The 22,081-nt window shown below is 59.4% G+C and carries 14 protein-coding genes; 7 read left to right on the forward strand and 7 right to left on the reverse strand.

The features are described from left to right. Positions 1-73 precede the first annotated feature (73 nt). A complete protein-coding gene (locus tag KTAU_RS04775) occupies positions 74-1,741 on the forward strand; it encodes an MDR family MFS transporter (protein ID WP_151727261.1) in 1,668 nt (555 codons plus the stop codon). 122 nt (positions 1,742-1,863) lie between these two features. On the opposite strand, the gene gltB is transcribed toward KTAU_RS04775, so the two are convergent. From gltB to KTAU_RS04795, 4 genes are all read right to left on the reverse strand, one after another. Beyond that, positions 1,864-6,435 (reverse strand): glutamate synthase large subunit, encoded by a 4,572-nt coding sequence (gene gltB / locus KTAU_RS04780; protein WP_151727262.1) that lies wholly within the window; start codon positions 6,433-6,435, stop codon positions 1,864-1,866. Positions 6,436-6,957: 522 nt separating this feature from the next. Beyond that, positions 6,958-7,827, reverse strand: coding sequence for a metallophosphoesterase (locus KTAU_RS04785; RefSeq protein WP_151727263.1), 870 nt, complete (start codon positions 7,825-7,827; stop codon positions 6,958-6,960). Between the two features lie 142 nt (positions 7,828-7,969). Continuing rightward, positions 7,970-8,956, reverse strand: coding sequence for a serine/threonine protein kinase (locus KTAU_RS04790; protein WP_151727264.1), 987 nt, complete (start codon positions 8,954-8,956; stop codon positions 7,970-7,972). 557 nt (positions 8,957-9,513) lie between these two features. After that, positions 9,514-11,082 (reverse strand): APC family permease, encoded by a 1,569-nt coding sequence (locus KTAU_RS04795; RefSeq protein WP_151727265.1) that lies wholly within the window; start codon positions 11,080-11,082, stop codon positions 9,514-9,516. Positions 11,083-11,529: 447 nt separating this feature from the next. Between KTAU_RS04795 and KTAU_RS04800 the strand changes: the two genes are divergently transcribed. The 4 genes from KTAU_RS04800 (at position 11,530) to ppc (ending at position 17,625) form a co-directional block, all read left to right on the forward strand. Next, complete coding sequence (locus KTAU_RS04800) at positions 11,530-11,919, forward strand: ACT domain-containing protein (RefSeq protein ID WP_151727266.1); 390 nt, start codon at positions 11,530-11,532, stop codon at positions 11,917-11,919. A 245-nt stretch (positions 11,920-12,164) separates the two neighbouring features. Then, positions 12,165-12,455, forward strand: a complete 291-nt coding sequence (locus KTAU_RS04805; protein ID WP_151727267.1) for a hypothetical protein — start codon at positions 12,165-12,167, stop codon at positions 12,453-12,455. Positions 12,456-12,590: 135 nt separating this feature from the next. Beyond that, complete coding sequence (locus tag KTAU_RS04810; protein ID WP_151727268.1) at positions 12,591-14,093, forward strand: carbohydrate binding domain-containing protein; 1,503 nt, start codon at positions 12,591-12,593, stop codon at positions 14,091-14,093. 601 nt (positions 14,094-14,694) lie between these two features. Further along, positions 14,695-17,625 carry a phosphoenolpyruvate carboxylase gene (ppc, locus tag KTAU_RS04815; protein WP_151727269.1) on the forward strand — a complete coding sequence of 977 codons (2,931 nt, stop codon included), beginning with the start codon at positions 14,695-14,697 and terminating at the stop codon, positions 17,623-17,625. A gap of 149 nt (positions 17,626-17,774) precedes the next feature. Here ppc and KTAU_RS04820 read toward each other — a convergent pair whose 3' ends face one another. Next, entirely contained in the window at positions 17,775-18,737 is a 963-nt protein-coding gene (locus KTAU_RS04820) for a TIGR03560 family F420-dependent LLM class oxidoreductase (protein WP_151727270.1), read from the reverse strand. Positions 18,738-19,498: 761 nt separating this feature from the next. On the opposite strand from KTAU_RS04820, the gene KTAU_RS04825 reads away from it, so the two are divergent. Beyond that, positions 19,499-19,852, forward strand: coding sequence for a helix-turn-helix domain-containing protein (locus KTAU_RS04825; protein ID WP_151727271.1), 354 nt, complete (start codon positions 19,499-19,501; stop codon positions 19,850-19,852). 52 nt (positions 19,853-19,904) lie between these two features. Then, positions 19,905-20,411 carry a DUF1648 domain-containing protein gene (locus tag KTAU_RS04830; protein ID WP_151727272.1) on the forward strand — a complete coding sequence of 169 codons (507 nt, stop codon included), beginning with the start codon at positions 19,905-19,907 and terminating at the stop codon, positions 20,409-20,411. Positions 20,412-20,551: 140 nt separating this feature from the next. On the opposite strand, the gene KTAU_RS04835 is transcribed toward KTAU_RS04830, so the two are convergent. Together KTAU_RS04835 and KTAU_RS04840 are read right to left on the reverse strand one after the other, a co-directional pair. After that, a complete protein-coding gene (locus tag KTAU_RS04835; RefSeq protein ID WP_151727273.1) occupies positions 20,552-20,902 on the reverse strand; it encodes an SdpI family protein in 351 nt (116 codons plus the stop codon). Between the two features lie 62 nt (positions 20,903-20,964). Further along, positions 20,965-22,080 carry a methyltransferase gene (locus KTAU_RS04840; protein WP_151727274.1) on the reverse strand — a complete coding sequence of 372 codons (1,116 nt, stop codon included), beginning with the start codon at positions 22,078-22,080 and terminating at the stop codon, positions 20,965-20,967. Position 22,081: the final 1 nt, after the last annotated feature.

Genomic DNA, 22,081 nt, shown 5'->3' on the forward strand with positions numbered 1-22,081 from the left:
TAGCCGGTGCGTTCGCTATACTTAAAATCGTATGTCCTGATGTCCTGATGTAAGCAGAGAAAGGCTTACCACTATGCAGCCTGAACTGGAGCAACCGCTACCGCCATCCCCAGCGCAGCAGGAGGATCTTGTAGTCTACAGCCGCCGTCAAACGCTCGCCACCATCGGCGGTATTCTGCTGATTCTCTTCCTGGCCACGCTGGATCAAACTATTGTAGCCACCGCGCTGCCGCACATTGCCGCTGATCTTCAAGGTTTCACCGATCTCGCCTGGGTTGGTATCGCCTACCTGCTGACGTCAACGGTCACCATTCCCATCTACGGGAAGCTTTCCGATCTATTGGGGCGTAAGCTCATCTTTCTCTTCAGCATCGTAGTGTTTCTGATCGGTTCGGCCTTTAGCGGGCTGGCGCGGTCAATGGCGCAGCTGATTGTCTTCCGTGCCCTTCAAGGCATCGGCGCCGGCGGTCTTCAGCCCATTGCCTCCGCGGTTATCGGCGACCTCTTTCCGCCACGCGAGCGCGGGAAATGGATGGGCCTGACAGGCAGCGTCTACGCGCTGGCCGCCATCGTGGGGCCACTGGCCGGCGGCTGGCTGACCGACCACCTTTCCTGGCGCTGGATCTTCTATGTCAATCTACCCATCGGCTGCCTGGCCCTGATCACGCTACTCTGGCTGATGCCTCCGCTGCGACCACGGGTAGAGCGGGTCTTTATCGACTATGGCGGTGCTCTGCTCGTAGGGCTGGGCACGGCGCCACTGCTGCTCGCCTTCTCCTGGGCCGGCAATCAGTACGCCTGGCTCTCGCCGCAGATCCTCGCCCTGTTGGCAGGAGCTGCCGTTTTCCTGACCGTCCTTGTGCTCCACGCCGCTGCTCTGGAGCGCCGCGGGCAGGAACCGATCTTTGAGCCAGGCCTTTTTCGCCGCAGCCCGCGCGTTTTCGGCATCGCCTCTCTGGTAACGATCAGCCTCAATATTGCCCTGATGGGCAGCGCTTACTACATCCCGCTCTTCATCCAGGGTGTCATTGGCAGCTCGGCGACTAACAGCGGCCTGGTGGTTATCCCGCTGGCGCTAGCCGCTATCGTCGGCGCGGTGACCACCGGGCTATCGCTCTCCCTGACGGGCCGCTACAAATGGCAGGCGGTCGCCGGGGCCGCGATCGCCCTGCTGGGCGCACTGCTGCTGCTACGCTTGAACATGCGCTCACAGTGGGTGGATGCCTTGATGGCTATGCTGGTGCTGGGGATTGGTATGGGAGCAGGTCAGGCCGTCTATACGACGGCTGTGCAGAATGCACTGCCGGATAAGCTTGGCCAGGCGACAGCGGCACTGGCTTTCTTCCGCCAGCTCGGAGGGACCATCAGTCTGGCTGTTCTGGGAGGCATCGTCACCTCCAGCTACGTCCCGGCTTTTCACGCCGCTCTGCCGGCGGCGCTGCGCACAGCCCTGCCTGAACGCCTCATCAGCATCTTCGATGATCCGCTGGTCTTGCTCGCGCCCGGTAACACCCTGCTACGGATTCGCGCTGCCTTCGCCGCCTACGGGCCACAGGGCCTGCGTGCCTACGCAGCCCTGCTCAATGCCGTGAAAAGTGGGCTGGCGCAGAGCCTGCATCAGGCTTTCGTCGCCAGTGCCCTCATCAGCCTCTTGACTCTGCTCGCCTCATGCTGCCTGAAAGAGCAGGTGCTGAGTCGCCAGCATAGCCGCAGCAGGCACATCCCACAGGCAGCAGACTAGTCCGACAAGTTGGCTCGTCCGGTAGCGGGCCCTAGTCGCCGTGGCAGCTCGGTTGCGGTCAGCTGGCCAGTGTCGAGCATCAGCAGTAAAAGGGCCACCGCTCTCGGTGGCCCTTCACGCTGCTAGCTTCCTACGGCGTCGCGTTTCTCCTCGGGATAGGCTCCCAGGAAATCGCGCGCCGTCTGCACACGCTCGCGCGGCGCCACACGCCAGAAGAAGCGCTGCATATGGTCCCACTCAGCCAGGATCTGGGCCGCGCGCCAGCTATGGGTCTTCTTGCGGTGGAGCACGATCAGTTTGCGCAGCGCCTCCGCCTCATCAGGGTCGTTGATGCGCTGCAGCTCGACCAGTTCGGTATTACAGCGCGGCGGGAAGACGCCCTCGGTATCGAGGACATAGGCCACACCGGCGGACATACCGGCGCCAAAGTTGATGCCCGTGCTGCCAAGCACCACCACCATGCCGCCAGTCATGTACTCACAGGCATGGGCTCCCACACCCTCCACCACAGCCAGGGCACCGCTGTTGCGCACGGCAAAGCGCTCGCCCGCACAGCCAGCGGCGAAGAGCTGGCCACCAGTGGCTCCATAGAGAACCGCATTGCCCATAATGATATTCTTATGCGCAGGATAGCGCGCCGCTGGCGGCGGCATGATGATAATCTGGCCGCCTGTCATGCCCTTGCCCACATAGTCGTTGGCCTCGCCGTTGAGGATCAAGCGCATGCCAGGCACGCAGAAGGCGCCGAAGCTCTGTCCCGCCGAGCCGTGGAAGGTGCAGGTGACGCTCACACCTGGCAGCCCCTGATTGCCATAGCGCCGCGCGATCTCTCCCGCCAGACTGGCCCCGACCGTGCGATCGGCGTTCTGGATGCTATGCTGCGTAAAGACGCTGCGCTCTCCATTTAGAGCCTGCTCGGCCTCGCTGAGGATTTGGGCCGCCACTTGCGAACCCGGCGGCGGTGGCGCTGGCGCCACAAAGCCACCCGCCGGTGTCGCCAGGACAGGCGCCAGTTCGATGCTCACATCTTCGGGACACTGTAGCAAATCAGCCCGCCCGATGATCTCGTCAAGACGCCGCACCCCCAGCCGGGCCAGGATCTCACGCACCTCCTGGGCCAGCAATGTCAGATAATTGACGACCATCTCTGGCCGGCCTGTGTACTTCGCACGCAGATCCTCACGTTGGGTAGCTATGCCCGCTGGACAAGTATTTAGATGACATTGACGCGCCATGTCACAGCCGAGCGAGACCATGATAGCGGTGCCGAAACCGAACTCATCGGCCCCCAGCATCGCCGCGATGACTACGTCACGCCCCGTCTTGAGGCCGCCGTCAACGCGCACCCGCACACGGCTGCGCAGGCCGTTGCGCACCAGCGTCTGCTGGGTCTCCGCCAGACCCAGCTCCCAGGGGATACCCGCATGCTTGATCGACTGGAACGGTGAGGCGCCCGTGCCGCCATCGTGGCCCGCAATATGGATGTAGTTAGCATGGGCCTTGGCTACGCCTGCCGCAATGGTTCCTACGCCCTTACTCGATACGAGCTTGACCCCAACGCGCGCCCGCGGATTGACCTGGCGCAGATCATAGATCAGCTGGGCCAGATCCTCGATACTATAGATATCGTGATGGGGCGGCGGCGAGATCAAGGGTACGCCCGGCGCCGTGTGACGCAGGCGAGCAATAAAGGGTGTAACCTTGTTGGGTGGAAGCTGGCCGCCCTCGCCCGGCTTCGAACCCTGGGCCATTTTGATCTCCAGCTCCTCAGCTCGCACCAAATACTCGGTGGTTACACCAAAGCGCGCGGAAGCCACTTGCTTGATCTTGCTACTGACCGGATGGCCCTCCAGCAGCTCGTAGTACCAATCAGGATCTTCGCCACCTTCGCCCGTATTGTTACGTCCGCCAATGCTGTTCATAGCGGCGGCAATGGTACGATGGGCCTCGGGACTCAAGGCCCCCAGCGACATCGCCGAGACCACGAAGCGCGCGCGAATTGCTTCGACCGGCTCAACTTCTTCGATGGGAATGGGTTCACGCGGCACAAAGCTAAGGAGATCACGAATGTTCGTGGGTGGACGCCCATAGACCAACTCAGTAAAGCGACGATAGTCTTCGGGATCGCCGCTCTGGGCCACTTTCTGCAGGGCGCGCACTACCAGCGGGTTGAAGGCGTGATACTCAGCATCACGACGATAGCGGTAGTAGCCGGCCTCGGGGAGCTTGCGCCGCTGATGAGCCGCACCGGCAGTGGCTGCCGTCCGCGAAGTCGCCACAGGTTGCTCCGCTGGCTGGATCAGCTTCTGGTGGTGTTCGATCAACTGGCGCGCAATCTGCTCCAGCCCGATCCTGCCAGGATGAGCCGGCGAGCCAGCAAAGCAGCGCTCGACCAGAGCAGGCTCCAGGGCTACGATCTCGAACTGGCCGCCACCGATGATGTTACGCACAGTCGAGATGCCCATGCGCGCCATGACCTTGCGCAGGCCCTCCTCAACTCCGTGGAAGTAGCGCTCAACCGCCTCCTCGGGCGTGATCGACTCCAGATGACGCTCACCGGCCAGAGCGCGCACCGTCGCCAGCGCCACGGCTGGCACAATCGCCTCCGCGCCATAGCCGAGCAGCAAGGCAATCTGATGAATATCCCAGGCCGCGCCAGTCTCACAAATCAACGACACGGAGGTACGCAGCCCCCGGCGGATCAGCTCCTGATGGACCGCTCCGACGGCGAGCAGCATCGGGACAGGAGCATGCTCCAGATCGGTCCCCAGATCGCTCAGAATCAAAAGGTCTATCCCCTCATGAACAGCCGCTACCGCCTCGCGCTCCAAACGCGCCAGAGCGGCCTCCAGCCCTGCCGGCCCTTCAGCCAACGCGAAGGTGGCCTCCAGCGTGCGAGCCCGAAATCCCTGTCCCTCCAGATGACGGAGCGTCTTCAACTGCGCCTCAGTCAGCAGGGGCGTCTCCAGGTGAATAAGGTGGGCATGGCGCGGCGATTCGCTGAGCAGGCTTTCCCGCCGTCCCAAATAGCAGTCCAGTGACATGACCACCTGCTCGCGCAAAGGATCGATAGGCGGATTAGTAACCTGAGCAAAGCGCTGATGGAAGTAGTCGGCCAGGGAACGGGAGCGCAACGAGAGGGAGGCAAGCGGGGTATCGTCGCCCATGCTCCAGATTGGCTCTTTGGCATTCTGGACCATAGCGCGCAGAATCAACTCAACATCCTCATTCGTCACACCAAAGAGCAGCTGACGCTGGAAAAGGGCTTCGGCATCTAGTTCCTGCTGATCCCCTCCATCGCTACACAGCTCCGAAGACACCACCTGGGGCTGTCGTGTCAGGCGCACTAAATTGTCATCAAGCCACTGCCCGTACGGCTGGCGCTGTGCTAACATCGCTTTGATGTCCTCGTCGCGCAGCACAGCATGACGCTCCAGGTCCACGGCGATCATCTGCCCCGGTCCTAGACGCCCTTTCTCGACCACCTCATGCGGCTCACAGGAAATCACCCCAACCTCGGAGGCCAGAATCAGCAGGCCGTTCGAGGTGAGCGTATACCGCGCCGGGCGCAGGCCGTTGCGATCGAGAGCCGCACCCACAAAGCGCCCATCGCTGAAGACTAAGGCCGCTGGGCCATCCCAGGGTTCGATCTGGCCTGCATGATACTCGCACCAGGCCCGCCACGCATGATCCAACTCAGGCATTTGCTCCCATGCCGGTGGAACTAACATCTGCATGCTATGCAGCAGGTCCCGGCCAGAACAGGTTAAGAACTCTAGCACGTTATCGAGCTGGGCCGAATCGCTGCCCCCTTCTTGAATCACAGGCAGTAGATCGGCCAGCTTCTCCCCCCAGCGAGCGGCAGTCAGGGCTTTTTCGCGCGCCCGCATCCAGTTACGGTTACCAAGCAAAGTATTGATTTCGCCGTTGTGGGCCAGCATGCGGAACGGCTGGGCCAACGGCCAGGACGGGAAAGTGTTGGTGCTGTAACGCTGGTGAAAGATAGCAAAAGCGCTGGTATAGAGAGGATTGGCCAGGTCGCGGTAGAAGCGCGCCAGCGTATCGGGCGCCATCAGGCCCTTGTAGACCAGGGTATGGCGGGAGAGCGAGGCCACATAGGCATTGGTCAGGCCGGCCTCCAGCCAGCGACGCTCGATCAGGCGACGGGCATAGTAGAGGGAGGCATCGAACGCTTCAGGGGTAAGCTTGTCTGGACATGCAAGCAAAATCTGGGAAATCGTTGGCAGCGTCGCGCGCGCCTGGGAGCCAAGCACGCTCTCATCGAGCGGCGGCTGGCGCCAGAGCAACAGCGGGATCTCCAACTCGGCCAGCGTCTGCTCGACGATCTGGCGGCTTGTCTCAAGCTCTTCGGGAACGCGCGCGAGGGGGGGAAGGAAGAGCATGCCCACAGCCAGGGCGTGAGCCTTGGGCGGCGTGATCCCCTGGGCCTCCAGCTCCGAGCGGAAGAGTTCCGTCGGCAGCTGGGTCAGCACGCCAGCACCATCGCCGGTCTCGGCATCGGCGTCTTGGGCCCCCCTGTGCGTCAGGCGAGCCAGCGCCTCCAGGGCCATCTCTACCAGCGCATGACTGCGCTCTCCGGAAATCTGTACAATAAAGCCTGTACCACAGGCATCATGTTCCCACCGGGCATCGTAGAGCGGATATGCGGGATCAGCAGAAGCGTGGTGCTGCATAGATTGCCCTCCTGTAAAACAGACAGCATAGAAGACCAGGAGGCACCAGCGTTGGAGCCACACTGTGTCGGCGACCAGAACAGCGCTCGCCGAGGTCATCGGGATAGACAGGATTGCAGGGCGCACAGATGCGCACACATGAGCGGCATTGGTCGGGGAAGAGCGGCGGGGCTCGCGGACACCTGGTCACGGTCCATACAGCCGAACAACCAGCGTTCGCTGTTCAAAAAGTGTAACATACGAACACGGCTTTTGGCAAGGGGAAACCCGTGAAGCAGGCACGGGCCGGAGGCCGTGAACACTGTAACAGGTGCTCACGGCCTCCAAGCTCTGTCCAGCGAGCTGATCGCATGAGAACCGCCCTGTTCCCACACGCGGCCTGTCTCAGGAGTTCAGGAGGGCTACAAGGAGGAAGAGTATGCTATTCTCCTTGAGAGATAAGCAACCGAGCAGAGATGACGGATCAGGCGTGGGGCACGATGGCCTGCGGTTTTCTCATCCGTCATCAGCTTGCCTGTCTGACTAGCTCGCAGCAGCCCTGAGCGCCGGCTGCCCAGGCACGGGCCTGTCATGACTGTCAGTGACAGGGCTGTGGCGCGAAGAGTGAAGCTGATAGACCAGACCGGCCCCACCCAGGTGCAGGCCACCATCGATATTAATACACTGCCCCCCGGCATAGATCCAGGGATCAAGGATTCGGCCAGCGGCCTGGCCGGTCAAGAAGCTAATGGGCGTATGACCATGCACCAGGTAGCGGCCTCCAAAGGTGTGCAGGAAGCGCTGCACCATCTGCGTCCCCACAAAAGGATTGGCGAAGAGACCGCGCGCCCCAAAATCCTCCAACGTTTCTTCCCAGACCAGAGCATCGCTGTGCCGCAACAGGTGAGAGAAGGAAGTATTGACCTCCTCCAGCGTCCGGCCACAGCGCAGATAGAGCGGAGCATCGGCATGGATGAGCAAATGGTCAGCCACCAGGGCCATTGCCGGCAGCTGTTGCAGCCAATCCAGATGATGTTGACGCAGGGCAGCCAGGTCTGCCCGTTGGCCCCCATTCCTGCGCCAGCGAGTGAGAAAACTGCTACCCAGGCCCGTAGAGCGCCGGCCAAAGCGATACGCCGCCAGCAAGAGTAACTCATGATTTCCCAGCAGCGCCTCGACGCGTCCACCGACTGCCGCCGCCTCCTGCTGCAAACGCATGACAAACTCAACTACGGCAATACCCTGCGGCCCACGATCAACAAAGTCGCCTAGGAACCAGAGCCTGGCCTGGCCCCCACTCCAGCGCTGCTGACTATCGATCAGTTGAGCACGTTGCAGGAGCACAAGTAGCTTTTTGAGATGGCCATGTACATCGCCAACCAGATAGATTGGCGTCGCGACGGACTCAGACATAGCATCGCCCCCCTTCCGTCCAAGGAACCACGCATCGAGAACACAACAGAACAGTAAACAGCGATCGCCTTTGCAAGCAGGCAGGCAAGTAGACAGGCAGGTTAGTGCGGCAGGGAGAGAGGCAGACAGCTACCTGCTCACCTCAGTGCGCTGCGTGATGCAGAAACTGTACTAAGAAGCCAAAGGCAATAATGGCGAGGGAGAGGGCAATGATAACGAGGGAGGCAATGAGCACCAGACGTCCGGTTTGGCCGAGCTGGACCGGATCGGGCGTATAGGGTACTGGCTTGACCTCTCCGAGATTGCGCAGGTCGTGGAGCAGCTCTTGCATACTCTGATAGCGCTTCTGCGGATCACGGCGAATGGCCCGCATGACCACCGTTGCCAGTTCCGGCGAGAGCTGCGGATTGTACTTCAGAATCGAAGGCGGGTCCTGCGAGACATGCTGATTCATGATGGCAAAGACGTTCTCGCCTTCGAAGGGAGTTCGACCACAGAGCATCTCGTACAGAATGATGCCGACCGCATAGATATCGGAGCGGGCGGTGCCACGCTCGCCTTTCAGCTGCTCTGGCGACATGTAGTCAGGAGTTCCTACCGTACTGGAGAGGCCACGCCAGGTTACGCGCCGCGCCCCTTCCAGCAGGGCAATGCCAAAGTCAATGATCTTGACATCGCCGTTCTCCTGAATCAGGATGTTCTCGGGCTTAATGTCGCGATGGAAAACCCCATGCTCATGGCAATAGGCCAGAGCCTCGCAGATCTGAATGGCAATGCGCAGAGCCTCAGCAACCGGCAGGGGTTCGGGAGCATGCTCCTCCAGGATCTGGCGTAGCGAGCGACCCTTGATGTACTCCATCACCAGGTAGTCTTCGGAGCGCGGCTCGTCCACATTGAGCAGGCGCTGCACGTAGGGATGATTGATCCGATGACCAACCTCGGCCTCACGCTTGTAGCGCTCGAAGACGGCAATGTCACCAATCAGCTCGCTGTTGGGAAACTTGAGCACGACCAGCTCCTGGTTATGCAAATCGCGGGCCAGGTAGACACGGTTCATGCCGCCGTGGCCCAGCATGCGCACGATCTCATAGTGGTCGATGCGCGTCCCCGGTGAATAGACCCCTTGCATCGGCTCCGTACGCCTTTCCGCGAGATAGTTGCCAGTGCCAGTCTGTCTCTCTCCCCCAGTGTAGCATAAAAGGGAGAGCCCCGCCAGTCTTCGCCCCCCGAACAAGCAACGCTCATCATAGCTTCTCCCAAGGAGTCTGCCAGTTACCTTACCTCACTCCCTCTTCTCCTCCCTTCGCCCTGGTGGGTTTATGGCAGTGACAAGCTTACCTCTCACCCTCTTTCCTTCTTGCGCGCAGAGACTCGCTGGCCATTGCTGGCCTGCCGACCTCCATACCCGCCGTCTCCGTCTGTCTCGTATTTCTGTTCTGGTCCACTGCCAGTGGGCCAGGCCGGCAGGATCAGCCAGAGAGATCTCTGCTGCGCTGCGACCGCCTCGTTGCTGCACCACAGGCAGCTCGTACTCCCCGGCTTCCTGCCCGACCGGCTCATGACAGGAACAGGCAAACACACTGAGAGGAACAGTTTGGGTTCAGGCCATTGCCGACTGACTGCGGCCAGGCTGGCGCTAGTGCCAGCCCACCATCCGCTCATCGCTGTTGAGCAGAGACCTCTAGCCTAGCTGCTTTCGCCTGAGAGGACCCCCGAGCCAGAGCCGATCTTGAGCCCCAGCTTCTCCTTGTGGTCCTCGGGGTAGAGGATAGGCGTGCCCGTGACCAACTTGCGGATGTAGAGGTAGCCGAAGCCGATGACCAGCCAGGCCACCGCGAAGAGCGCAGCGATGATCGTGTTGAGCTGCGAGGCACCGCCCGCTGTGATGGCGTAGTAGAGCACGCCGACCAGCATCAGGATATTCATGAGCGCTCCCAGAGCTGGGGCCAGGATCGTCGAGAAGAAGCTGCGCCCCGGCACGCCGCGGAAAGCAATCAGACAGATCAAACAGGTCATACCGTAAAGCAGGAAGGTGCCGATGTTCGAGATCAGGGTCACCTGGGTCAGGTTGTTCACGTTCAGCACACCGTATGACCCGACAAGCGCTGAAATGATCGTCAGGACAATTACTCCGACGTGAGGGGTACGAAAGCGCCCGTGGAGGAAACCGAAGACCACCGGCAGCTCGGTATCTTTGCCCATCGCGTAGGTCACGCGCACACCCGTGTTCAAACAAGAGAGAGAGGTGCCTACCAGAGCCACTACCACGCTGGCCGCCAGCATCATGGCGTAGGCCAGGCCATTGCCACCGAGCAGGCTATCGCCGATGATGCGCGCCAGATCACCGATGGGAGCCACCGAGCTATTGGCCGCTGCAAAGCCACTCCCGCCAGCGTTCTTGTAAGCATCATTGATCACGAAATTGGCCGCAAAGTACTCCAGGAAGTAGAAGATAACCGCCTGAATAACCAGCGAGAGAATGACGCCCCGCGGGATATCCCGCGCCGGATTCTTGGCCTCCGCCGCCAGGGCCGTGGCCGATTCAAAGCCTACCACCAACAGAATGGCGATCGTTGACTGGAAGATCAACCCGCCCAGGTCATGGGGCAGCACTACGCTTAGCGGGTTGGGATGCATGTAGTGCAGCTCGGGATGCTGGATACGGTAGACAACGGCCAGGATCGAGAAACTGACCAGGGCAATGATCTGGATGGCGTTGATAATGATGTTGGCCAGAGTGGCCCCCGTGACGCCAATGTAAGCGATGGCCCCAACAATGATGGCAAAGACAATACAGACAAGCACCTCCTGCCAGGGCGCGCCAAAGCTGGGAACGAAGGTCTGGATGATGTAGGTGATCACTAGCCCCATGAAGGCGACCATCACGCCCGGGTAGACCCAGTAATAGAGGTGCGAGGCCCAGCCTACAATGAATTTACTCAAACGAGCAAATTTGAAGTGCCGGTGTTCCTCTTGCTGCAAGACCGCCGCCTCGGCAAAATAGTAGGAGCTGCCGGGGCCTGCCTCTGGATAACGCCTGGCCAGGGTCGCATAGGCGATGGCGGTGAGCATGGCGATGGCAGTGGCAATGAAGACCGAAAACCACATGTTCATTGCCGAGGACGGCACCGCCTGGATCTGATAGGTGGTCCAGAGAAAAGCACCAGGCGCAATGAGCGCCATCGCGTTGATGGTGACACCCGTCAGCCCCAGGGTGGGCTGCATGCGCACCTCACCACCGGTTTCTGTAGCCATGAGGAACCTCCTTTTCTAGCAGCACAATCCCAGGAAGAATGTGATGATGGCTGGCCTCATTACCACAGGATTCGCCTTCATGGCGCCGGGCTGCGGAAAGAGCTTTCGGGCAATCACCGCTCGTTCGTCTCCTGCTCTTCCCCACGCTAGTAGTGTAGCGCCGCTCCCTCGCCGAAAAGTAGAGACAATCCATCAAAAAGTCAGAGACGGGATTCATGCATTGTGCACAATCACGCGGGCCACGTTAACGGCTATACTTAACACTGTGGGGATTTTTTACCCCCGCGCTTTGGGTCGCTGGTGGAAACGTTAGCCAGAGCATTGTGCAAAAAACACAGACTTCAGGATAGCAGCCGCCAGCGGCCTCAACGCCGCTGGCGATTCCTACACACGCTGCTCTATTTGCTTGCTACGCTGTCGCTGTCGGAGAAGGGAGTCTGTTGCTCTATGCAGAAATTGACGCTTTCAATCTTGCCCGGCCAGTACGCTGTCTGCCGCCTCGATCCCAATGGCCCAATCCCTCACTGGGCCCTGATCGGCGATGAATTTATCTCCCTCACCCGCACACCCTATGAGCTGTCTGTCGTTTGCTGCGAGGATAACGTCCCTCAAGAGGGCTATCAGGTCGAACGCGGCTGGAAATGCCTGCGCGTCGATGGCCCTTTCGATTTTTCTGTGGCTGGTGTGCATGTCTCGCTGGCTATCCCACTCGCGGAAGCTAATATCAGTGTGCTGGCTATCGCCACTTATGAGACCGACCATATCCTGGTGAAGGCCGAAGATCTGGAACGCGCCAGACAGGTCTTGGAACGGGCCGGCCACCACTTCCGTACCTAGCTCGCTCTGATCAGCCCCCAGGCTCGCTCACCTTACCTTTCTCTCCCTCTTATCGGTTCCGGCTTCCATCCAAGCCCTGCCTTTGACCACTTTAAGCCCAGGCGACTGCCAGCCACCTGGGTTAGATAAAGTGGACTATACATCTTGACATTCAGTCCAGTTTTGGTTAGGATCTCCTTGAAAAGGATTTGTTCGCTTCTGCAGGCTCGCTGTGCGCGAGCAGAAAGTCACTCTCAGGTGAGCCTATGCCTGGCAGTAAGCAGTCCCTGGCTGAGGGCAAGAGTGAGGTGGCACGCCTCCGTTGCCAGATCGAGGCCGAGTACATTGCAATGCAGCGCGGTCTCTACGGGCTGGCACTGGGACGGGCCCGCCACCAGGTCATTGCCTTCCATCTGCGCCGAGCCGACCGGCTCTGTGCCCAGTTAGCGCACTATGTCGGCGAGAAAGCGGCATTGCAAACGCTGTGCCAGCTCTATGATGAAGCCCTCAATCAGGAGGTAAGCGATGCCTTATCTTCTTCTCATCCTCGCTGCTGATCCAGGGTCGGATGGTCATACGCAAGGCTGCGCTGCGCGCTTCCCTGCTGCTCTTTGTTTCGCATGGCTGCGGCCTTCTTCTCTCTCTTGCCTGTGTTAGTTACCAACGATGCATGATGCAACAAAGGAGCAACGATGCAGCAAAGATTACCGCGTCCTATCGTTTTCGTCGCCCTGTCGCTCTCTCTGGCAGCCTCCCTCTTAGTCGGCTGGCAGCTGCATCAGAGTCGGCCAGCGCAGGCCGCCGGCTTCCCAGCCCACTACTTCGCTCCCTATGTTGATACAAGTCTATATCCCACGTTCCAGTTGACGCAGACGGCCCAGCAGATTGGGGTGAAGTTCTATACACTGGCCTTCATTATTAACGGCGGCGGAAGCTGTCAGGCCGAGTGGAATGGAACCACCCCCGTCAATCAGGGCTTCTTGCAGAGCGATATCAGCAATCTGCGTGCCCTGGGCGGCGATGTGATTGTCTCCTTCGGCGGCGCCAATGGCACCGAGCTGGCCCAGGCTTGCAGCAGCGTCAGTAGCTTGCAGGCCCAGTACCAGGCCGTGGTGACCAACTATCAGTTGACGCACGTGGATTTTGACATCGAGGGGGCGGCCATTGCCGACTCGGCTTCGGTCGACCGGCGCAATAAGGCCCTGGCCGCTCTGCAGGCGGCCAACCCCGGGTTGTTCGTTTCGTATACGCTGCCGGTGATGCCTTCGGGATTGACACAGGATGGCATCAATCTTCTGCAGAATGCCATCGCTAACGGCGTTAACGTGGGTATGGTCAATATTATGGCGATGGATTACGGCAGCTCGGTCCCTCCCAATCAGATGGGACAAAATGCCATTAGCGCCGCTCAGAGTACCTTCAATCAGCTCAAGAGCCTTTACCCCAACAAGTCGAGCGCCCAGCTGTGGGCAATGATTGGGGTGACGCCGATGATCGGCTTAAACGATGTGTCGCCCGAGGTCTTTACACTCCAGGATGCCCAGCAGCTGCTGAGTTTCGCCCAGCAGAATGGTCTGGGGGAGCTGTCGATGTGGTCGGCGGGCCGCGATCAGCCCTGCCCCAACAATGGGGCCTATGTCTCACCGACGTGCAGCGGTATTCAGCAGCAGCCCTTTGATTTCTCGAAGCTCTTTAACCAGTTCACTAGCGGCAGCACCACGAATCCCACGCCCACGCCAACGCCTCAGCCGGCGACGCCTACTCCCACCCCTGGCCTCACCCCGACCCCAACGCCCTCGCCAACTCCAACCGGGGGGAACCTGGTGGCCAATCCCGGCTTTGAAAGTGGCTCGCTCTCGCCCTGGAGCTGCGACGCCGGCGACCGTGTGGTGACGTCTCCCGTCCACAGCGGTTCGTATGCTTTGCAGCTGACGCCGAGCAATTCGACAACTGGCCAGTGCACGCAGACAATCAGTGTGCAGCCGAATCATACGTATACGCTGAGCGCCTATGTGAACGGCCCGTATGCTTATCTCGGCATCAGCGGCGGAGCTAGCAATTGGACAAGCAGCACAAGCTATACATTGCTGTCAGTGACGTTCACGACCGGTTCCTCAACAACCAGCGTGACGATCTATGTCCACGGCTGGTACGCTCAGGGTCCGGTCTATGTCGATGATGTGTCGTTGCATTAGCTCACGCTGACAGACCCGGCTTGCACGGGGCAGGCAGCCGACGACGACCGGCTTGACAGTCATCGCGCAGCTTCGGCAGTCTAGCTATCCCTGTCTTGACGGTCCCTTCCGGCCCCTACCCCCCAGGGAAGCGCGGCTCTTTCTCGACCTGCAGCAGGAACTTGCCCCTGGCTGCAGGTCGTTTTATGGGAAGAAAGATGCTCACTGGTCAAAGCGGCCAGGTCAGTTCAAGGTCCCTTTAGCATTCGGCGAGTCCGACGATGCAGGGAGAAGCGCGACTATTCGCACGGCAATGTGCTACAATTGCTACTGACGGCACAATGATGAGCCTCCCACAAGGACCGTTGACCGCACCGCTGACGAGGGATCCAGCAACGCTGATCGCTTGATCACCTAGGTTTCCGCAACTTCCATCCCGGAATGGATGAGGGATCGCCGTCTGGCTGACAGCTCTGCCAGTGTCGTCGTCTCAGTAGGCGCGCAGCAGAAGGCTGGCCAGGCTGCCTGGTGTTGGGAAGGAGGAGCCAGCCGGGAGAGAATCAGTTGCTACTCTGGCAGAGCAGGGCTTTGCATCTGAGCGCTTGGAAAAGGATGCATCTCTATGTCTGAGCAAGAACGCCGTCAGGAGAAAGATGCTCCCTTGCGTCGTGATATCCGCATGCTCGGTGATGCGCTGGGACGTGCTATTCAGCAGCATGGGGGCAGTGAGGTGTTCGAGACAGTGGAACACCTCCGCCGTAGCTGCAAGCGTCTGCGCGATTATGCCGAGCAGCTGGCGCAGGCTGAGGGAGTGGAAGCAGAACAATTGCAGCGTGAGATTGAGGCATTGGATGCCGACATTATGCGGGTCGTGGAGAGCTGCGATCTGCGCATGGCCATCGATGTGATCCGCGCCTTCACGATCTACTTTCACCTGGTCAATACGGCGGAACAGTACCATCGCATTCGCCGCCGCCGCGAACACGAGAGTGGCCCGGAACCGACGCCACAGCGCGGCTCGCTGGCTGCCCTCATGCAGTTCTTCCAGCAGCACGGAGTCGATCGAGAGACCCTGCAAGCCCTCCTGCAGCGCCTCTCGATCGAGCTAGTCTTTACTGCCCACCCGACCGAGGCGACGCGCCGTACGCTGATCATCAAGTCGCGTCAGGTGGCTGATCTGCTGGATGCCTACGACCGCGAGTACGGCCACATGCTCGGTCGATCTCAACGCCCCTGGTCACGCCAGCGCGAGCTGGAGAGTACCATTGCTTTGCTCTGGCGCACCGATGCTGTCCGCCACGTGCGCCCGCAGCCGGTGGATGAGGTGAAGATGGGCATCTATTACCTCGATGAGATTATCTACGAGGCACTGCCCGAACTCTACGAGGAGTTCGAGCAGTTGCTTGAACGGCAGTATCCCAACCTGGATCTGCGCGTTCCACCTTTCTTGCGGATCGGCTCCTGGATCGGCGGCGACCAGGATGGCAATCCAAATGTCGGACCGGAGACGTTGCTGCAGGCTCTGCGCCTGCAACGCGCTAGCTTACTGACACACTACCGTCGCTCGATTGAGGCACTGGCACGGGAGTATTCACAGTCGATTACCTACAGCACGGTGACTGAGGAGCTGCGTCGCTCGATCGAGGAGGATGCCGCTCGTCTGCCAGACTACGACCGCGAGCTGGGTGAACAGACGCGCCTGGAGCCATATCGGCGCAAGCTGTCGTTCATGTGGAAGCGTCTGGGAGCGACGTTGGCTGCGATGGCCCCAGCCCAGGAGGAGGAAGCGGCTGAGTTGGCCTCGGCCCTACAGCGCACGGTGGCCTATCGCGAGGCGGAGGAGCTACTGGCTGATCTACGCCTGGTCTATGAGAGCCTGCTGGCCGACGGTGAGCATGAGGTGGCCAATGGGGCGCTGGCTCGTCTGATCCGCCAGGTGGAGCTGTTTGGCTTTCATTTCGCCGCGCTTGATGTGCGCCAGCACAGCGAGCGCCATGCCCAGGCGCTTTCAGAGCTGCTGCGCGTGACCGGCCTGGCAGAGACACTGACCGCTGGCTCCGATGGAGCGCTCGCCCGAGACTATCTGGAACTGAACGAGGAGGAACGGGTCCAGCTGCTGGAACGCTTGCTCCGTGACCCGCGCGTCTTGCCGCGACGCGGCCTTCAGCTGAGCAGGGAAACAGCCACGGTCCTGGGAACATTCGAGGCCATTCGCCAGGCGCGCGAGGAGTTCGGTCCACGGGCGGTGACCTGCTATATCATTAGTATGGCGCGTACGCTCAGCGACTTGCTGGAGGTACAGTTTTTCTGCAAGGAGGCCGGCATCAGCGGCCTGCCGATCGTGCCGCTCTTCGAGACAATCGCCGATCTGCGCGGCTGCGCGACGATCATGGAAACAGCCTTCCGCTTCCCGCTCTACCGCCAGTGGGTGGCCAGTCATGGCAATGAGCAGCAGATTATGCTCGGTTACTCGGATAGCAGTAAGGACGGCGGAATGCTGACCTCGGGCTGGGAGCTCTATCAGGCGCAGCAGCGCCTGGCCGCACTGGGAGAACGCTATGGGATCGGCATCATGATCTTCCACGGACGCGGCGGGGCCATCGGGCGTGGCGGCGGCCCTATCTACGAGGCTGTTCTGGGCCAGCCACCAGGCACCGTCAACGGGCGCATTCGCATTACCGAACAGGGCGAGATGCTCTCCTTTAAATACGGGCTTCACGAGATTGCCTTGCGCAATATGGAGCTGGTGGTCACTGGCGTCATTGAGTCGAGCCTCCCCCAGGACCCGCGCCGCGAGGAACCGCCACGTTGGGTCGAGATCATGGATCGGCTCTCGCTGAGTGCCTATCAGCGCTACCGCCGCCTGATCTATGAGGATCGCGAGTTTCTGACCTTCTTTGAGCAGGCCACGCCGATTCTCGAACTCGGCTGGCTCAATATCGGCTCGCGCCCAGCGCGCCGCACCAGCGGGCGCAACATTGAGGAGCTGCGCGCCATCCCCTGGGTCTTCTCCTGGATGCAGAGCCGCTACGTGCTGCCAAGCTGGTACGGGATCGGCGGGGCTATCGAGGAGTTCGTGCAGGCCGAGCCACAGGGCCTGCACGAGCTACAGGAGATGTACCGCTCCTGGCCCTTCATGCGCGCTTTCCTCGATAATTTACAGATGACGCTCTCCAAGGCGGATATGCATATTGCTCGCCACTATGCGACGCTGGTGGCTGACGAGCAGCTGCGTCAGCGGATCTCTGCCGAGATTGAGGCAGAGTATGAGCGCACGTGTCACTGGCTCCTGCGCATTGTGGGAGGCAAGGCCCTGCTAGATAACTCGCCGGTTCTGCAGCGCTCGATCCGTCTGCGCAATCCCTATGTGGACCCGCTGAGCTACTTCCAGGTGGTTTTGCTTCGCCGTCTGCGCGCCCTGGGTGGACCGCTGGATCTGAGCAAGGCCGAGCAACAGGAGGCCGGCGAGCAGGAGCGCGAGCGGGCACGCCTGACCTACGCTGTGCTGTTGACCATCAATGGCATTGCTGCTGGCCTGCGCAATACCGGCTAGTGGTTCACCTCCCTCGCCAGCAGAGGCAGATCTGTAAAGCGAGGCGAGGCGAGACAAGACGAGGGGAAGGATGGGACCCGCCTTATCGGTCCCATCCTTTTTTGTGCTGCTCTGTCCGTCTGCTTGGCCGGGGGTCCGAGGTCTGTCAACTAGACAAAAGGCAGGACTGTCTCGGCGAAGTCGCGCAGACCGTCGATGTCGTCGAGGTAGAACCACTGCAGCATCAGCTCTTGAACGCCGGCCTGGCCGTAGCGCTTGATCTGGGCAATAGCCATGTCGGGCGTGCCGACGATGGTGCGATTCTGGGCCTGCACTCGCTCCAGGATCTCCCGCGAGGAGAGGGGGGCGTAGCTGGGATCATAGTGACGCCACCAGTCAAGGCGCTGATAGAGATCCTCGCGTGTGCGCCCGAAGAAGAGCGAGGTCATCATGGTGCGCTGAACGCTCGCAGGCGGGCGTCCAACCTCTTGCAGTAGTTGATCGAGAAAGGCCGAAAGCTCGCGAAACTGCTCGGGTGAGAGAAAGCCGGCGTTCCAGATGTCCGCGTAACGTGCCGCCAGCGGCAGCGTGCGTTTACGTCCGCCGCCGCCGATCATGATGGGCGGCCCACCAGGCCGCTGCGGACGGGGCAGGAGCTGCGCCTCGCGGAGCTGGTAGAAGCTGCCGCTGAAGGTGACTGGCTGCTCGGAGCGCAACAGGAGGGTGATGACCTCGAGGGCCTCAGCAAAACGGGCCATGCGCGTGCGCATATCACCCAGATTGAGTCCAAACATGGCATGCTCGCGCTCCTGCCAGCCAGCCCCTACACCGAAGATGAAACGTCCCCCGCTCAGGTCGTCGAGAGCAATCGCCTGGCGCGTTAACATGACGGGATGGTGAAAGGAGACCGGCGAGACAAGGGGGCCAAAATGGACGCGTCGGGTATGGTCGGCGGCATAGGCCAGCGAGACAATGGTTTCCAGGGCCTCGCGGTCGGGCGGCACGGGATCGGTGAAGTGATCGGAGCGGAAGAGGCCAGCATAGCCCAGACCTTCGATGGCCTCAACCAGACGCTTCCAGCGGGGCCAGGTCAGACCCGTCTGTCCCTCAATCTGAATGGAAATAGCAACCATTGTGCAATGCTTCTCCCTCTCTGGACTGAGCTGGCGTGGGCTGTCTCTCTTGCGGCAGGGGTTGCTTGCCCCCACACAGACACAAGTACCCCGCCCTGTCTGCTACCAGTATGACACACCGCTCCGCAGGGGCACAAGCGCCAACGCTGCATCATCAGTATCTCCGCTCGCCGGGGTTGACCTCGCTGCCAGGCATATGGTATTTTTAGAATTGATGTGCGAATTACGACGAGTGAATAGAACAGTTACCAGATCGGCTCTGAGCGATAGCACCGATCAATTGCGCAGGGGCGGTATACAGCGGTACCTCATGCCGGGCTGCGGATTCCTGGCTACTTTCGAGAGCACCTTGCAAGAGCGAGCGACACGAATCTAGAGCGGACCGTGCAGCGGCACCAGCAAGGCTCTGGCTCTGACGACCTTCCAGCGAGGCACTTCACTGTCGCCTTCGTCCACTGTCTCGTAGACACTGGTCCATGGGCACCGCAAGAGCGTTGCCGCAGACAACGCCGGCAACGAGCAGGCAACGATAGCGCTATTCAGCGGCTCAACCAGGGCAAAGAGAGCTTCGTTCCCAGCTGGCAGCCCTGGTAGAGCTGGTGACAAAGCCGTCGCGATCTGTGAAGGTTCACCAGGTCAGCATCCTATGGCTGGCCCGTCTCTGGGCAAAGAACTATTCCCCATCAGGCAGTTGCTGGTAAGACAGGGTTGCCTTTTACTTTGAATAGTCTCAATGTCAATAATACTACTGAGGAGGATTTATGCGACTACGTCACTTTACGCCATGCCGCTCCATCGGAGCATATCAGATCAGTCGCAGCGATGCTCACAGAGCACTCCTTATCAATGAGGAGCTCATCACTTTTACGCCAACAGAGTATCGTTTACTTTGTATTCTGCTGACACATGAGAATGTGGAAGATTCCCGCCTGCTCATGGCCATTTTCTCCAAACCGTCTAAAGACCGCTGTACACGTAAAACGCTTGAGCGACACATAGATAATATCAAATCCAAATTGCGTCCGACAGGCCTCTCTCTACGTAGAATCTATCGTTTCGGCTATGCACTCGTCGTAGCTGAAGAAGACCCTGAGAGAGCAGCGGAAGGAATGTAAAAAAACAGCATATTCTGCTGAGACTGAGCGTTTCAAAAAGTCGGAGCACTCTATGCACGAGAGAAAACAGCGTCCTGCAGTCCGTCCACCACTTTCTCCCCTCGAAATAGGGATAGAGGTCGTCGCTCTGGTCAGTATTGCCTTGAGCATTTACCTGACGGTGCAGGCCTGGGCTACATTGCCGGCACGTATCCCTGGTCATTTCAATCTCGCAGGTCAACCTGATGCCTATACTAACAAATCTGATCTTCTCTACTACCCCATTTTCTCATCTATTGCCTATATTTTCCTGACTCTCTTGTCACGCATCACGCAGTTTTTCAATTATCCCTGGGCCATCACCGAAGAGAACGCAGCTCGGCAGTATCGCTTAGCGCGAGGGCTGATCAACTGGCTCAAACTCTTGCTGATCTGGATGCTGGTCTATGGCGAATGGCTTACGATAGAGATGGCGACTAAACAAGCGACGGGTCCCGGCGCGCTGGTTTTCATCGGTCTGATGCTCTGCATGCTGCTTTCAACGGCGGTGTATATCGTAGCAGCCAGACGTGCCCGCTAGATAGCCAACAACGGCATAAGAGTCAACTACCCCACGGCTAAAGCCTGGGTCCCCGACGCCAGGAAAGGAGTCCAGACGCCGGGGAAAGATTGGAGGAGCACACGAGGAAGCATTCCCTTCCTATCAAGGGACGCACTATCTTATCCAGCTATGCGCCTCGCATAGCTGGCCGTCTGGATGATAGGTATAGTCGAAAGGAAGAGCACAGGGATAACGATCCAGAGGAAAGCCAGAGTAGTATTGTCACCAAAGGGAATAAAGAAAGCAACGATCCCAATAACCACCAGCAGACTAGACCAGAGGATCGTCCATCTCGCTCCGTAGCGGTTGATTTCGCGCCACTGCTCGGCTGAGGTCATGGCCCGTCCGAAGCGAAAACCGTAGAAGGAGTTGCGTTGAGTATTGCCGCGCAACAATGGCAGGCTCAAAACAATCAGGGAAACGCCCGCCACGACATCGATGGCGCTGGCTAAGAGATTCAGTGAATTCACGGGAAACAACCTCCTCACGTCGCTGCTGCAACTGACAACATTTTGTAACGACTACTCATTCATTACACACTCCAGAAGGAGCTGCCACGCAGGTAGTGATGGGTCAGGACAAGTCCGGCTTCGCCTCTCGCACTCGCCCGATGGGCCAGCAAGAGAAAGGAATAGAGATAGCGGACTTGCATGGCCTGGTAGGATGCTAATAACTCATGGAGCGCCACTTCATAAGGGAGATTCCCATACTGGCTGATTGTCAAGGCCAGGGATCTGACTAAGGGGCTTTGCGCTTCGAGCTGTTCACGCCAAGGCACAATCAATTGGATAGAGAGTTCCTGGTCCTCTGCAAGATCTTCCAGTTCCTGGAATGCGGCCTCCGCTTCATTGCCTACCACCGTCCCGATGATCTGACAACTGCCGGTAGGAGTGAGCAAGGTTGACAGGTGAGATACGACCCGACGAATGATTGTCAGGCCATCTTCCCCACCATCCCCGACCGGAGGATAAGGTAAGCTATGAGGCACAGGCAACAATGGGGGATTGCAGCAGACACGATCAAAGCGCTCGTCATACACTGCCTCAAGCAAGTTACCAATACGTAACTCCATTTTCTCCTCTAGGCCATTCAAGGCGCTATTGATCGCGTAGAGTTTCGCAACCTCAGCTTGCACCTCTACGGAAACAACTCGTTGGGCCGTCAGAGCGCACAGTAATCCCTGCGTACCAACACCGGCACAGAGATCCAGGACGTCTCCTCTGACAGGCAACAGCAGCCGCCCCAAAGCTAACGAGTCATTACCGTAGTAAAAGCGGGCAGTGATTGCCGGCTGCTGGCAGAACAGCATTACGCCAAAGTGGCGTATGAGACGTAGATTTGGTAAGTGCAAGGAATCGAACTCATGCTTCGCTAACTCGAGTGCGAGCAAGGTCTCGATACCATCTGCTCCAAGTATCTCCTCGGCTTCGGTCAATTTGATCGCATCACCTAAAACAAGCAAATTAACGGCAGAAGCCAATTTTCTTGGCAAAAAAGCTATATCAAAACGTAAGGTGTCCTGCCGCTCTTCTTCACATCCATAGGCTGCCAGTAAGTCCAACAGGCCAGATTGTGCGATCCTATGACCTAGCCTATGTAATTGCTCGATTATGGCGCTAGTCAACGTGGATTTCGGATCGATAACCATG

Origin of the sequence: Thermogemmatispora aurantia (assembly GCF_008974285.1) — a bacterium.
GTDB classification, from domain to species: Bacteria; Chloroflexota; Ktedonobacteria; order Ktedonobacterales; family Ktedonobacteraceae; genus Thermogemmatispora; species Thermogemmatispora aurantia.

Excerpts from the sequence above, each read along its gene's own strand:
- gltB (WP_151727262.1), bottom strand. The coding sequence starts at position 6,435 with ATGCAGCACCACGCTTCTGCTGATCCCGCATATCCGCTCTACGATGCC.
- KTAU_RS04800 (WP_151727266.1), top strand. The coding sequence starts at position 11,530 with ATGCAGAAATTGACGCTTTCAATCTTGCCCGGCCAGTACGCTGTCTGC.
- KTAU_RS04795 (WP_151727265.1), bottom strand. The coding sequence starts at position 11,082 with ATGGCTACAGAAACCGGTGGTGAGGTGCGCATGCAGCCCACCCTGGGG.
- ppc (WP_151727269.1), top strand. The coding sequence starts at position 14,695 with ATGTCTGAGCAAGAACGCCGTCAGGAGAAAGATGCTCCCTTGCGTCGT.
- KTAU_RS04830 (WP_151727272.1), top strand. The coding sequence starts at position 19,905 with ATGCACGAGAGAAAACAGCGTCCTGCAGTCCGTCCACCACTTTCTCCC.
- KTAU_RS04825 (WP_151727271.1), top strand. The coding sequence starts at position 19,499 with ATGCGACTACGTCACTTTACGCCATGCCGCTCCATCGGAGCATATCAG.
- KTAU_RS04805 (WP_151727267.1), top strand. The coding sequence starts at position 12,165 with ATGCCTGGCAGTAAGCAGTCCCTGGCTGAGGGCAAGAGTGAGGTGGCA.
- KTAU_RS04790 (WP_151727264.1), bottom strand. The coding sequence starts at position 8,956 with ATGCAAGGGGTCTATTCACCGGGGACGCGCATCGACCACTATGAGATC.
- KTAU_RS04820 (WP_151727270.1), bottom strand. The coding sequence starts at position 18,737 with ATGGTTGCTATTTCCATTCAGATTGAGGGACAGACGGGTCTGACCTGG.
- KTAU_RS04810 (WP_151727268.1), top strand. The coding sequence starts at position 12,591 with ATGCAGCAAAGATTACCGCGTCCTATCGTTTTCGTCGCCCTGTCGCTC.
- KTAU_RS04785 (WP_151727263.1), bottom strand. The coding sequence starts at position 7,827 with ATGTCTGAGTCCGTCGCGACGCCAATCTATCTGGTTGGCGATGTACAT.
- KTAU_RS04840 (WP_151727274.1), bottom strand. The coding sequence starts at position 22,080 with ATGGTTATCGATCCGAAATCCACGTTGACTAGCGCCATAATCGAGCAA.
- KTAU_RS04775 (WP_151727261.1), top strand. The coding sequence starts at position 74 with ATGCAGCCTGAACTGGAGCAACCGCTACCGCCATCCCCAGCGCAGCAG.